11 protein-coding genes are annotated in these 13,975 nt (G+C 33.1%); 3 read left to right on the top strand and 8 right to left on the bottom strand.

The genetic code is table 11. The annotated features are described in order from the left end of the window. Window positions 1-61 precede the first annotated feature (61 nt). The gene (locus tag B4G36_RS06960) at window positions 62-799 is read left to right on the top strand and encodes a hypothetical protein (RefSeq protein ID WP_291062944.1); all 738 of its coding nucleotides are present in this window, start codon (window positions 62-64) and stop codon (window positions 797-799) included. A 71-nt stretch (window positions 800-870) separates the two neighbouring features. Further along, on the top strand, window positions 871-1,641 hold the full coding sequence (locus tag B4G36_RS06965; RefSeq protein WP_291062946.1) for an alpha/beta fold hydrolase: 771 nt from the start codon (window positions 871-873) through the stop codon (window positions 1,639-1,641). A 28-nt stretch (window positions 1,642-1,669) separates the two neighbouring features. On the opposite strand, the gene B4G36_RS06970 is transcribed toward B4G36_RS06965, so the two are convergent. From B4G36_RS06970 to mutS, 6 genes are all read right to left on the bottom strand, one after another. Next, entirely contained in the window at window positions 1,670-4,168 is a 2,499-nt protein-coding gene (locus B4G36_RS06970) for a cation-translocating P-type ATPase (RefSeq protein ID WP_291062948.1), read from the bottom strand. Window positions 4,169-4,308: 140 nt separating this feature from the next. Further along, entirely contained in the window at window positions 4,309-5,073 is a 765-nt protein-coding gene (locus B4G36_RS06975; protein ID WP_219033619.1) for a C40 family peptidase, read from the bottom strand. Then, window positions 5,073-5,720 carry an O-methyltransferase gene (locus tag B4G36_RS06980; protein WP_286494672.1) on the bottom strand — a complete coding sequence of 216 codons (648 nt, stop codon included), beginning with the start codon at window positions 5,718-5,720 and terminating at the stop codon, window positions 5,073-5,075. Before B4G36_RS06980 ends, B4G36_RS06975 begins: the two co-directional genes overlap by 1 nt. A gap of 180 nt (window positions 5,721-5,900) precedes the next feature. Further along, complete coding sequence (gene acs / locus B4G36_RS06985) at window positions 5,901-7,805, bottom strand: acetate--CoA ligase (RefSeq protein WP_286494673.1); 1,905 nt, start codon at window positions 7,803-7,805, stop codon at window positions 5,901-5,903. 92 nt (window positions 7,806-7,897) lie between these two features. Continuing rightward, window positions 7,898-8,704 (bottom strand): M48 family metallopeptidase, encoded by an 807-nt coding sequence (locus B4G36_RS06990; RefSeq protein ID WP_291062950.1) that lies wholly within the window; start codon window positions 8,702-8,704, stop codon window positions 7,898-7,900. A gap of 10 nt (window positions 8,705-8,714) precedes the next feature. Beyond that, entirely contained in the window at window positions 8,715-11,270 is a 2,556-nt protein-coding gene (gene mutS, locus B4G36_RS06995) for a DNA mismatch repair protein MutS (protein ID WP_291062952.1), read from the bottom strand. Between the two features lie 80 nt (window positions 11,271-11,350). Between mutS and B4G36_RS07000 the strand changes: the two genes are divergently transcribed. Further along, the gene (locus B4G36_RS07000; RefSeq protein WP_291062954.1) at window positions 11,351-11,881 is read left to right on the top strand and encodes an RNA methyltransferase; all 531 of its coding nucleotides are present in this window, start codon (window positions 11,351-11,353) and stop codon (window positions 11,879-11,881) included. A gap of 61 nt (window positions 11,882-11,942) precedes the next feature. Here B4G36_RS07000 and B4G36_RS07005 read toward each other — a convergent pair whose 3' ends face one another. Next, the gene (locus B4G36_RS07005; RefSeq protein ID WP_221854342.1) at window positions 11,943-12,395 is read right to left on the bottom strand and encodes a GNAT family N-acetyltransferase; all 453 of its coding nucleotides are present in this window, start codon (window positions 12,393-12,395) and stop codon (window positions 11,943-11,945) included. A gap of 212 nt (window positions 12,396-12,607) precedes the next feature. Beyond that, a complete protein-coding gene (gene dgt / locus B4G36_RS07010; protein WP_291062957.1) occupies window positions 12,608-13,975 on the bottom strand; it encodes a dGTP triphosphohydrolase in 1,368 nt (455 codons plus the stop codon).

Below are 13,975 nucleotides of genomic sequence, written 5' to 3' on the forward strand. Positions count from 1 at the left end.
AAAGCCTTAATCTAATTTATGATTAAGGCTTTTTTTATATATTTAGAAAAAATATCTCTTTATGAAATTATTTTCTATTGTTATTATTGCCTTATTCATTCAAACAAATATGCTTTTTGCTCAAAAAATAGGTTTTATAGAAAGTTATAATCCGATTTTAAAACATGCTCACTTAAAAAATTATACAGCTACAAAATTTGACGTAAAACATACTGAAAATTTAGAATATAATATTTCTCCCTTTATAGATTCCTTATTTCAAGAGAACAATATTAATGTAACAAAATACAATGATTTTAATTTTTCTGTTTTTGAAAAAATATCTCCTAATTACTCGACAGCAAGTACTAATTTTCCTAACAAGAAAATAATATCTGCACTTAATCAATTTTGTATTAATAAAAAAATTGATTATCTAATAATTATTGACCGACATGATATTTATGCTGCATTTAATCCTTTCAAAAATACGTTTGACGACACATATGATTTTGGAATAACGACACATGATGGAACAAAAAAAAGAATCTATTTTTACAATAAATTAAGAATGATGTATTATAATTTTAAAACTGGAAAATTAGAAATGGCTTTTTCAGGTTTTAAAAATGATGGATTAGTAAACAGTGAATGGAAATCTGTAAAATTTGATACAAATACATTTGATCCTACAACAAAAAATTTAACCCAACCAAAAGAAAGTCAATATTTATTTTTAGAAGAATATAAAAATAGATTCAAAATAGAATTTGAAAGAATGGCTGAAAAGCTTAATAAAGATATTAATTCAACAAAATAAACAAATGCCTCGAATAAATAAAATCGAGGCATTTTTGTTATCTTTAACTTTCGAAAAAATCACAACAAAAAATGGAAAGCCAAAATAGTTTAGAAATCAACAACGCCAATATATATTATTATCACCACGAAATAAATCCAGCAAAACCAACACTTATTTTCTTACACGATTCTTTAGGTTCTACGCAACTTTGGAGAGATTTCCCAAAAGAAGTTGCCGAAAAAACGAATTGTAATTTATTTATCTACGATAGAAAAGGTTATGGAAAATCGTCGCCTTTTACTATTGATCGTCGCGAATTAACTTATATGCACGATGAAGCAGATTTTCTAAATGATTTGGTTCAACATTTCAACTTCAAAGACATTATTTTATTTGGACATAGCGATGGCGGATCGATTACATTGCTTTACGCAGCGAAATATCATCAAAATTTAAGAGAAATTGTTGTAGTTGGTTCGCATATTATTGTGGAAGAAATTTCATTGCAAGGAATCAGAGAAGCAAAAATCGCTTACACTGAAACTAATTTGAAAGAACGTTTGACAAAGTATCACGGCGATAAGACGCAGAAGGTTTTCGAAATGTGGACAGAAACTTGGTTACGTCCAGATTTTATTGATTTTGACATTCGCGAAGAATTAAAAAATATCGAATGTCCGACTTTAGTTATTCAAGGAATTGATGATGAATTTGGGAGTTTAGAACAAGTTGATGGAATTATAAATAATGTAAAAGGACGAAAAGAAAGTTTTATCGTTCCTGATGCAAAACATACACCATATAAAGAAAATAGAACGCCGACTTTAGCTAAAACTATTGAGTTTATTTATTCGTTGTAACGAATAAATAAACCTAAAAATCACTATTTTATTCAATTTTTCTTCTTCGTTTTATCCATTTATATACTTCGAACCAAAGTACAGAAAGCATTGCTACAAGCATCGTGATCCCTAATTCATTTAGATTTAATGAAGTCACTTTAAAAAACAAAGAAATTGGTTGTATATATAATATAGCGAAGAGTATTACTAATGTCAAAACTGTCACATAGACCATTAAATTATTTTTATTTCGAAAACTTGACCATAAACTATAATAAAATGAGCGATTGGTTAAACTCAACCAAACATTCGAGAAAATTAACGTTGTAAAAACCATTGCACGTGTTTTCTCTTCATTTCCTCCAAGTTGATAAGTATATTGATATACAAACAACAATCCTAATGTGATTATAATTCCTTGAATAATACTCGTCGAAAGCTCTTTCCAATTCAAGAAAGTTTCGGTCATTGGACGAGGTTTTCTTTTCATCGAATCTTTTTCCAATGGTTCATTTTCATACACAATAGAACATGTTGGTCCCATAACCAATTCTAAGAAAATAACGTGAACTGGCGTAAAAATTTGTGGAAAAGCCCAACCTAAAAATAATGGAAGCGAAACAATTAAAATAATCGGAATATGGATAGAGATAATATATTGAACAGCTTTTTTGAGATTCGTATAAATACGTCTTCCTGCCGCAATTCCAACAACTAATTTACCTAAATCATCATTCGTCAAAATCAATTGTGCAGCTTGTTTCGCTATTTCTGTTCCCTTTTCACCCATTGCCACTCCGATATGAGCCGCTTTCAAGGCTGGTCCATCATTAACGCCATCACCCAACATTGCCACAACATCTCCATCTTCTTTCAACGCTTTTACTACAGCCAATTTCGCTTCGGGAAACATACGCGCAAACAACACTTTATCACGAGCTTCTTTTAATAATTCTTTTTCGGAAAGTTGTGTAATTTCACTTCCTGTAATACTATTTTCTACATGTAAAATTCCAGCTTGTTCAGCAATACTTTTTGTTGTTTCGGCATTATCACCCGTAATCACTTTTACTTTAATTCCCGCATCATAAATCTGTTGAAACACTGTATTAATTCCTTTTTTAGGAGGATCATAAAAAACTACAAATCCTAAAAACTCGAATGGTAAATCTTGTTGAATTTTTGGAAAAATATCCTCTTCAAAATTAGATTTAGCAACACCCAAAAGTCGAAAACCTTTTAATCCAAAATCATCAATGACTTTTTTTAATTGATTTTTTTCTTCCTCTGATAATTTTGAAACATTCAGAATTGCTTCTGGAGCACCTTTGGCTGCGATTATTCGTTGATTTTCATTATTTTTAAAACAATGCGTCATCATGGGAGGTTTCCCAGATAAAGGATATTCGAAAAACATTTGATATTGATTGCGCTCATCAACCTGTGTTTGTTCGTAAACTCGGTGTAACGTTTTTTCCATTGGATCGAATGGAACAGGTTCACTACTCCACATCGCATATTGTATAATCTCAGAAATTTCAACATCATTGAATTGATTTTCATCAAAAACCGTACACATTTTTGCATCATAAATTGCATTCAATTTCATCGAATTTTCGGTAATTGTGCCTGTTTTATCACTACAAATAACAGTTGTGCTTCCTAAAGTTTCGACAACACTACTCTTTTTTACAATAATTCCTTCGCGTAATAATTTCCATGAACCCAATGCCATAAATGTAGTAAATGCAACTGGTATTTCTTCGGGTAAAATAGACATTGCCAAAGTCAAACCGTTTAATAAACTACTTACAATGTCATTTGTTTGAAAATAATTGAATCCGCAAACCATTGCAAAAACAATAATTCCAATGATTGCCATTCCTTTCACAAATTTTTCTATCTGCAATTGCAAAGGCGATTTTTCTTCTTTTATAGATAAAATTGACATTCCTATTTTTCCCAACTTCGTTTCTGCTCCAATGGCTGTCACTTCAAAAATAGCCAAACCAGAAACTGTCAAAGTTCCACTGTAAATTTCTGAATGATCTATATCTTTAAAAACTGACATACTTTCGCCTGTTAAAGCAGATTCATTCACCGAAAAATCATTGCTATGAACAATATTTCCATCAGCATTAATCATCTTTCCTTCTTCCGTCACACACAAATCACCAATTGTAATTTCGTGTGTTGGAATCTCAACTAATTGTCCATTACGAATAACTGAACTCAAAGGTTCGTTCAACTTTTCTAACTCTTGCAGAGCTTTTTGATTACGAGAATCTTGGTAAAATGAAATTCCTGTCACAGCAACAATAGCCACAAACATAAATGCAGCTTCACCCGAATCACCAACCAACACATAAATAATTGATACAGCAATCAAAATTAGCGTCATTGGTTCTTTTATAATATCAAATAATAAACTATACCAAGCAGAATTCTGTTCACCCTTTATTGTATTATCTCCGTATTGTTGTTGAGCTTTTTTGACTTCAGAATCAGATAATCCTTTTAAATTTTCAGGAATTTTTATAGACATTATTTCAATCGATTAGTGTTTACTAAAGTTACAGCTAAATCCAATTAAAAAATAGTTTAATACTTGATTATATCCTATTTAGATTTGATTTCAATTAAAACAAAAAAATCATTTCTTTCGAAATGATTTTTGCTCTATTATTAAGGAATTAATTTTCGAATGCATCGCAGTTTATGCGAATATTTTTGAGAATCGGTATTGAAAATTCCATTTGTATCGATTGGATCAATTCTAACTTTTCCGTGTGCGTGCAAAATTTTTCCATTGCCACACATAATTCCGACATGAATAATTAGACCTTCTGCATTATCAAAAAAAGCTAAATCACCTGGTTCTGCTTCTTCTACAAAACTCAAAACTTCACCCATTTCCGCTTGTTGATAAGCATCTCTTGGAATTTTATAGCCACCTATTTTGTACACTTGTTGCGTTAAACCAGAACAATCAATACCGAACGAAGATTTTCCTCCCCACAAATAAGGTACATTTAGATAGGCTTTTGCAATTTCTACCAATTGATCTTTTGATTTTTTACCAGACGTATATACCCCAAAATATTCAAAACATTTTGGACCAATTTTGATTTTACTTTCATTCAAAGTACGAACCTCAGCTCCAATTGTCAACGTCATTGGCAAGCCATTTTCCATCGCATGATTATACGGATTAATTGCAAATTTCTCGATCGAATCTTTATTATATTCTTCTTCCGAAATTTCTACAATTTGTTTTGGATCTAGCCAACCTTCGTAACCATCAAAAGCTAACTGAACTTTAGTCCATTTTTCTAATTCTTCTAAAATAATCAACTTTTCTCCAAACAAAACCTGACTCACCATTTCTGATGAATCTCTTGCTTCGTAGCGCAATGGCGCAACACTTACTTGACAAATGGCGTACTTCATTATTTTTTTCGAATTAACGTAATTCCGTCACGAATTGGTAAAATTATCGACTCTACTCGTTTGTCTTTCGTTACCATTTCATTAAATTCTTTCAAAATTTTTGTCGAAGGATCTTTTTTATCTTCCTCTTCCATCATTACTTTTCCGTACCACAAAACATTGTCAACTAACATGGTTCCTCCTGGACGTAAAAGTTCTAAAACTTTTTCAAAATAATAAGGATAACTCTCTTTATCAGCATCAATAAAAGCTAAATCTACAGAATTTTTCTCGATAGTTTCTAATTCTTCGCGTGCATCATTGATTCTAAAATCAATTTTTGAAGCAAATTCAGATTCATCAAAATATTTTCTGCACAAATATTCCAATTCATCATTTTTATCCATCGTAATGATTTTTCCATCAGCAATCAAACCTTCTGCCAAACACAATGTTGCGTAACCTGTAAAAGTTCCTAACTCTAAAATAGTTTTTGGGGCTAAAATCTTTGACAAAATACTTAACAAACGACCTTGATATTCTCCCGAAATCATGTGTGGCTGCGTTGTACATTGATAAGTTTCAACACGTAAACGGCTCAAGATTTCAGGTTCTTGATCCACATGATGATCTAAATACGATTCTAAAACTGGTGAAATTTTTATCATACCTTTAAAAAGTCAACAAAATTACAAAAAATGCATTGAATATCGGCTATATAAAGGAAATTTAGAAGAGAAAATTTATCCAAAATAATCAAACCAAAAAAGCATTACTTTTTGGGTAATGCTTTTTGTTTTGAAAATTATTTTGATAAGCTTAGACTAAATCTTAACCTCAGCCTTACTTTAAACTTTTCCTTTCTGAATAACAGTTACAACATCTGGATCTAATAATGTTGATGTATCGCCAAAATCAGTTTCGTTGCTTGCTATTTTTCTTAAAATACGACGCATAATTTTTCCGCTTCGCGTTTTTGGTAAACCTGAAACAAACTGTATTTTATCTGGCTTTGCAATTGCTCCAATTAATTTAGAAACTCCATTTTTTATTTCTGCTTCAAGTTCTGGTGAACCTTGTACTCCATCTTGCAAAATCACATAAGCATACAATGCATTTCCTTTGATATCATGAGGATAACCAACAACCGCGCTTTCTGCTACAGCTTCGTGTTCATTTATCGCATTTTCTATTGGTGCAGTTCCTAAATTGTGTCCAGAAACAATCACTACATCATCTACACGTCCTGTAATTCGATAATTTTCCATTACATCACGATACGCTCCATCTCCTGTAAAATAATATCCCGGAAATGTTGAAAAATAGGTTTCTACATAGCGTTTATGATTACCATAAATAGTACGAGCCATAGATGGCCAAGGAAATTTAATTGCTAAACGTCCTTCTGCTTTTTCATTTACTGCTTCTACTTCTTTTCCATGTTCATCCATTAAAACTGGCTGAATTCCTGGAAGCGGTAATGTTGCAAACGTTGGACGAAGCGGCGTAATTCCTGCTAATGGCGAAATCAAAATAGATCCCGTTTCTGTTTGCCACCATGTATCTACAATTGGACAATTTCCTTTTCCAATATAATCATTAAACCAGTGCCAAGCTTCCTCGTTAATTGGTTCACCAACTGATCCTAAAACTTTAAGACTTGATAAATCATATTTCTCGACATAATCTAAGGATTCACGAGCTAACGAACGAATTGCTGTTGGAGCTGTATAGAAATGTGTCACTTTTAATTTTTCGACAATTTCCCAAAAACGTCCAAAATCAGGAAAACTTGGAATTCCTTCGAACATTACTGAAGTTGCTCCACAAGCCAAAGGTCCATAAATAATGTAACTATGTCCTGTAATCCAACCGATATCTGCTGTACACCAATAAATATCGTTGTGCTCCATTTGAAAAATATTATCGAACGAATAAGCCGTTTCCACCATATATCCACCACATGTATGCACCATTCCTTTTGGTTTTCCTGTAGAACCAGAAGTATACAAAATAAACAAAGGATCTTCGGCATCCATAATTTCCGCAGGACAATTATCGTCTACCTTATGCATTTCATCAATCCAAAATTTATCACGTCCACCAACCATAGAAGTAGGCTCGATAGCACGTCGATAAACAATACACGACTGAATAGAAGCACAATCTTTTAAGGCTTCATCACAAATTGCTTTTAAGTTAATTGATTTCGTTCCACGAAAAACTTCGTTTGCTGTCACCAAAACCTTACATTGCGCATCGTTGATACGAGAGGCAATTGCAGCAGAAGAAAATCCTGCAAAAACAATAGAATGTACCGCGCCAATACGAGCACAAGCTAACATCGCGATGGCTAATTCTGGAATCATTGGCATATAAATACACACACGATCTCCTTTTTGTACGCCATTATTTTTTAAGACATTCGCAAATTGGCAAACTTTTGAATGCAATTGACGATATGTAATAATTCTAGATTCCTCTAAAGGATTATTTGGTTCCCAAATTAAAGCTGTTTTGTTTCCATTTTTTTCCAAATGACGATCCAAAACATTTTCGGTAATATTTAGTTGTCCACCTTGAAACCATTTAAAATCTGCTTGTTCAAAATTATATTCAAGTGTTTTGTCCCATTTCTTTTGCCAAACGAAGTTTCCAGCAATTTTATCCCAAAATTTTTCAGGCTCCTCGACACTTTTTTTATACGCTTTCTTATATTCAGAAAACGAATTGATTCTAAAATTGTTAATCATTTTAATTTTAATTGTGGTTTTGAATACTAAATATAAAAAAAGCGAATCAATTTATCAAATTAACTCGCTTATATTTTACAAATGAATAAAAACTATTCTATTCCTTTATACGGACTTGCATTGTAATATGCTAAAGCAGTTGGTAAGGCTTCCTTTATTTTAGCCATACGCGTCGCATCCGAAGGGTGAGTACTCAAGAATTCTGAAACTCCTGCATTTCCACTTTTCGCCGCCATACGTTCCCAAAAAGGAATTGCTTGAGAAGGATCATTACCCGCCATCGCCATTAAATACAATCCTGTAACATCAGCATCTAATTCCATTTTACGAGAATAGTTTAGTAAACCAACTTGTGCACCTACAGGATATAATTGTTCAAAAACTTTTGCATATTCTGCATTTCCAATCGATCCACCTACAATTTGTCCTAAACCTTGTGCTGCCATTTGCTGAGAAACTTGCTCCGCACTATGACCAGCCAAAGCGTGACCAATTTCATGACCTAAAACAACGGCCAATCCCGTTGCATCTTTGGTAACAGGCAAAATACCTGAATAAACTGCAACTTTACCTCCAGGCATACACCACGCATTTACTTCGTTTGCATTCAACAACGTAAATTGCCATTGATAACCTTGTAATTGAGAAGATATTCCTTTTTCTTGATAATATTTTTCAGCGGCATATTTTAAACGTTCCCCTACTGTTTGCACCATTTTAGCATCGGCAGTACCAGTAATCACTTTACCTTGTTTAAGAACTTGAGAATACTGATTGTAGGCTGTAGGAAATAAATCTGCGTTTGATACTAATGACAATGATTTACGTCCTGTAACTGGGTTTGTAGCACAAGAAGCTAAGACTAAAGCTCCTGCAACGGTTAAAATTATTTTTTTCATATTTTTAAGTTTATTTACCGAGTTTCTTTTTTATTTCATTCAATTTCATCAATGCTTCAACAGGTGTTAACGTATTGATATCTGTGTTCAGAATTTCTTCACGAATCGATTCTAAAATAGGATCATCTAACTGAAAGAAACTTAATTGCATATTATCTTGCGTTATTTTCTCCGTTTTATTCGAGATTCCTTCATCTGTTTTCGTCGCTTCCAAAACTTTCAACACATCATTTGCCCTGTCCACCACTCGCTTTGGCATCCCAGCCATTTTAGCAACATGTATACCAAAACTGTGCTCACTTCCTCCTGGAACTAATTTTCTCAAAAATAATATTGTATCTTTTGTTTCTTTGATACTTACATTAAAATTTTTGATGCGTTCCATTGATTTTGACATTTCATTCAATTCATGATAATGTGTAGCAAACAATGTTTTTGGTTTCAAGGCACTCTGATGTAGAAATTCTGCAATTGCCCAGGCAATTGAAATTCCATCATACGTTGAAGTCCCTCGACCAATTTCATCCAATAAAATCAAACTTCGTTCCGAAATATTATTTAGAATACTTGCTGTCTCATTCATTTCGACCATAAATGTCGATTCCCCTGAAGAAATGTTGTCTGAAGCACCAACTCGAGTAAAAACTTTGTCAATAATTCCTAATTCGGCTGCTTGAGCTGGAACAAAACTTCCCATTTGCGCCATCAAAACAATCAAAGCAGTTTGACGTAAAAGTGCCGATTTACCAGACATATTTGGTCCCGTAATCATAATAATTTGCTGATGATCCGAATTTAACTCAACATTATTCGACACATATTGTTCACCAATTGGTAATTGTTGCTCAATCACAGCATGACGACCTTCTTTTATATTTAGTTCAAAACCATCATTAAGAGAAGGTTTTGTGTAAATATTTTTCTCTGCTATTTCTGCAAAAGTTGACAAAACATCCAAAAATGCAATTGCTTTTGCTGTTTGTTGAATCGGTAAAAGTTTAGTGATAATTTCTTGTAACAATTCAATAAATAATTGATTTTCTATTGCAAGAATTTTTTCTTCTGCTCCAAGAATCTGCGTTTCGTACTCTTTTAATTCTTCAGTAATATAACGCTCTGCATTCACCAAAGTTTGTTTACGAATCCATTCTTCTGGCACTTTATCTTTGTGTGTATTTCGAACTTCGATATAATAACCAAACACATTATTGAATGCAATTTTCAAGGACGAAATTCCAGTTCGCTCTGTTTCACGTTGACACATTTGATCCAAATAATCTTTCCCAGAAAACTGAATCTTTCTCAATCGATCTAACTCATCAGAAACACCCTCTCTAATCACATTTCCTTTTACAATTTGATGTGGTGGTTCATCAGAAAGTGTATCAAAAATCTTTTGCGTTAAATCATCAATTGGTTCGATTCGAGAAAATAAGTCTGCAACTTCTTTGATATTTGATTGTTCAGCAACTTCTTTTATTTCTTCCGAAATTTTCAAACTTTGTGCTAATTGTTGCAATTGACGAGGTGTAATTTTACCTGTCGAAACTTTTCCAGCCAAACGTTCTAAATCGGTTAACTGACCTAATTTTTCTCGCAAATCGTAACGTAAATCTCCAAATTTGTAGAAGTATTCGACAATATTTTGACGACGTTGAATTGATTTCAAATCTTTCAATACCATCACCATCCAACGATTCAATAAACGAGCACCCATCGGAGTTTTGGTATCATCTAAAACATTTAATAACGTAACACCTTTTGGGTGTGGAGAATAAACCAATTCGAGATTGCGAATCGTAAATGGATCCATCCACACAAAACTATCTTGATTAAGACGCTGAATAGATGTTAGATGCTGAATTTCGAAATGATGCGTATCATCCAAATAAGCTAAAATAGCACCAGCAGAGATAATTCCATCTTTTAAATCTTCGATTCCAAAACCTTTTAAATTCTTTGTTTTGAAAAGATTGGTTAATTTATCAATTGCAAAATCATATTGAAAAGCCCAATCATCCAACAAAAATTTACTTTTGACATCAGAAAAATTATATTTAACACGTTTTTGGTAAATCACTTCACTTGGTCGAAACGATTGAATAATCTTTGCCACTTGATCTTCATGTCCTTCAGAAACTAAAAATTCTCCCGTCGAAACATCTAACAACGCAATTCCAAAAGCTTTATCACCTTGATGAACAGCCATCAAAAAGTTATTCGATTTCGACGATAAAACCTCATCTTGCAACGCAACACCAGGCGTCACCAATTCTGTAACACCACGTTTTACGATACCTTTTACCATTTTTGGATCTTCGAGCTGATCGCAAATTGCAACACGCAAACCAGCTTTCACCAATTTCGGTAAATAAGTATTCAAACTATGATGAGGAAACCCTGCCAAAGCACTATTATCAGAACCATTGGCGCGTTTTGTTAAAACTATATCTAAAATGCGAGAAGCTCGCACAGCATCTTCTCCAAATGTTTCGTAAAAATCTCCCACACGGAACAACAACATCGCATCAGGATATTTCGCCTTGATGGTGTTATATTGTTTCATTAGAGGAGTTTCCTTATTCTTTACTACTTTTGTCAAATTATTATAAATTTTGAACAGCTAAGTTAGTTAAAAACGAAGTGATGAGAAAACTAAAATTAGACGAATTAGGTCGCGTTTCTGCGGAAGAATATAAAGCTATTGAAAAACACCCGATTGTTGTGGTGTTGGATAATGTGAGAAGTATGCACAATGTTGGTGCAGTTTTTAGAACTTCGGATGCATTTTTAATTGATAAAATTTATTTGTGTGGAATTACAGCAACTCCACCTCATAAAGAAATTCATAAAACGGCCATTGGTGCAGAAAATTCTGTTGATTGGGAATATGTGAAAGATTCGAATGAATTGGTTGCTAAATTAAAAGAAGATGGTTATCAAATTGTAACGATTGAACAAACGGAAGGTTCTGTTTTGTTGAATGAATTTGAAGTTGACCAATCTCAGAAATATGCTATTGTAATGGGAAATGAAGTAGATGGTGTTCAACAATCAATTATAAACCAATGTGATACATGTATCGAAATTCCACAATCTGGAACTAAACATTCATTAAATGTTTCGGTTTGTACAGGAATTATTTTATGGAAATGGTATGAAGGTTTTATGAAATAACGGAAAGCGGTAAGCAAAATAAAAAAGACTCAAATCATATGATTTGAGTCTTTTTTATTGTTTAAAAATTCACTGAAACATTAATCCATTCTGGATCAAAATCGGCGTTATATTTTTTGTAGAAATTAATTGCAGGTTCGTTCCAATCCAACACTTGCCAAACCATTCCGTGGTAATCATTTGCTTTTCCATAAACAATTAATTCATCCAATAATAATTTACCAATTCCAGAACCGCGCATTTTTTCGGTTACGATCAAATCCTCCAAATATAATCTGCGTCCTTTCCAAGTCGAATAGCGATCGTAATGCAACGCAATTCCTTCTACATTTCCGTCCACTTCTGCAACCAAAGAACCCCAAACAGGTTTATCTCCAAACCCGCATTCTTCCATTTCTTCTAAGGTTACCGTTACTTCGTCTGGTGCTTTTTCGTATAAAGCTAATTCGTGAATTAACTCTAAAATTCGAGGACAATCTTCTTTTCTTGCTTCTCGTATTGTTACATTTTTCATTATTGTGTGATGTTATTTAGTTATTCGTTATTCGAAACTAGAAATTAGTTATCTGGTTTACGAAACGTAGAATTCATTACTTTTTGTTATTCTGAATATAGCTTCAGCGAAATGAAGAATCTATAGATTCCTCCATTCGTCGGAATAACAAATTCGCTAATTTTTGATGAGATACTGAAACGAGTTCAGCATGACAATTTCTAACTTCATACTTAAATCGTCATTCCAATTTCGATTCCTTTGATACGACGATATAATTCTGTTGCGTAATTATCAGTCATTCCCGAAACATAATCCAAAATTCCCATTACCTTTTGATACTTTGTTCCTTTCTCATATAAAAACTGAGCAGGAACTAAACGCAAGGCTTTTTTCTCAAACGTTTTGCGTTCTTTTTCGTCTTTTAAAATTGGAGGAATAAATTGCGAAAGCAATTCTGACATTACATTATAACCTGCATTTTCAATTTCGAGAACAGAACGATGATTATAAATATTTTCAATCGAAAAACGTTGAATTTCGTCTAAAACTCGTTTCGTTACTTGTTCCGTTTCATTTTTAATCACATCTAATAACGCCGTTTTAAATTCTCCTTTTACAATTTGATCAAAATTATATTGATAAACTTCAACCGATTTTTGCGTCAGTAAATTAATTGATTTGGCACGTAAATAGGCTATTCGATCATTTTTATCTGAAATTGATTTTAATGTATTTTTTGTTTTATCAATTTGAGATGGATCTAAAGATTCTACTAAATTCAAGAATAATTTTCGGCATTTATCATGATCAATAATTCCTAAACGTTGCGAATCTTCAACGTCGATAATCGAATAACAAATATCGTCAGCTGCCTCTACCAACCACACAAACGGATGTCGCTTGTAAATAATTGGTGAATCTTGTTCCAAAATCATATTCGTTTTTTCAGCAATTGTTCGGAAAGCTTCCTTTTGCGCCTGAAAAAATCCAAATTTCTTGCGATGCAATTGACTTTTATCTTTTGCAACCGATTCACATGGATATTTTGCAATCGCAGCCAATGTTGAATACGTCAAACGTAAACCACCTTCCGATTTTCCGTTTTGTTGTTGCGTTAAAATTCGAATTGCATTTGCGTTTCCTTCAAAATTGATTAAATCAGCCCATTCTGCTTCAGTAAAATATTGTTTCAAATCAGCTTCATGACGATCAAAATAAGAAGCTATCGCATCTTCACCAGAATGTCCAAAAGCTGGATTTCCGATATCGTGGCATAAACATGCCGCTGAAATCACATCGTGAATACTATACTTATAAAACTCCTGCGACTCCTTTGTTAATTTATAATTTTCGGAAATAAACTTTCCAACCAAATTTCCCATCGAACGCCCAACAGATGAAACTTCTAACGAATGCGTCAATCGATTGTGGACAAAAACACTTCCTGGCAAAGGAAAAACTTGTGTTTTGTTTTGCAAACGACGAAAGGCAGACGAAAAAATAATACGATCATAATCGCGCTGATATTCCGATCTCGCATCCGACGTATCGTTTGTATTGCTGCGTTGATTGGTGTAAATATGATTGAGAAGTTCCAT

This window comes from Empedobacter sp. UBA3239 (genome assembly GCF_002362875.1).
Taxonomy (GTDB): Bacteria; Bacteroidota; Bacteroidia; order Flavobacteriales; family Weeksellaceae; genus Empedobacter; species Empedobacter falsenii_B.

What these genes read in the sequence shown, in the direction of transcription:
- B4G36_RS06980 (WP_286494672.1), bottom strand. Translation starts at nt 5,720, where the DNA reads ATGATAAAAATTTCACCAGTTTTAGAATCGTATTTAGATCATCATGTG.
- B4G36_RS07000 (WP_291062954.1), top strand. Translation starts at nt 11,351, where the DNA reads ATGAGAAAACTAAAATTAGACGAATTAGGTCGCGTTTCTGCGGAAGAA.
- B4G36_RS06975 (WP_219033619.1), bottom strand. Translation starts at nt 5,073, where the DNA reads ATGAAGTACGCCATTTGTCAAGTAAGTGTTGCGCCATTGCGCTACGAA.
- acs (WP_286494673.1), bottom strand. Translation starts at nt 7,805, where the DNA reads ATGATTAACAATTTTAGAATCAATTCGTTTTCTGAATATAAGAAAGCG.
- B4G36_RS07005 (WP_221854342.1), bottom strand. Translation starts at nt 12,395, where the DNA reads ATGAAAAATGTAACAATACGAGAAGCAAGAAAAGAAGATTGTCCTCGA.
- B4G36_RS06970 (WP_291062948.1), bottom strand. Translation starts at nt 4,168, where the DNA reads ATGTCTATAAAAATTCCTGAAAATTTAAAAGGATTATCTGATTCTGAA.
- B4G36_RS06990 (WP_291062950.1), bottom strand. Translation starts at nt 8,704, where the DNA reads ATGAAAAAAATAATTTTAACCGTTGCAGGAGCTTTAGTCTTAGCTTCT.
- mutS (WP_291062952.1), bottom strand. Translation starts at nt 11,270, where the DNA reads ATGAAACAATATAACACCATCAAGGCGAAATATCCTGATGCGATGTTG.
- dgt (WP_291062957.1), bottom strand. Translation starts at nt 13,975, where the DNA reads ATGGAACTTCTCAATCATATTTACACCAATCAACGCAGCAATACAAAC.
- B4G36_RS06965 (WP_291062946.1), top strand. Translation starts at nt 871, where the DNA reads ATGGAAAGCCAAAATAGTTTAGAAATCAACAACGCCAATATATATTAT.
- B4G36_RS06960 (WP_291062944.1), top strand. Translation starts at nt 62, where the DNA reads ATGAAATTATTTTCTATTGTTATTATTGCCTTATTCATTCAAACAAAT.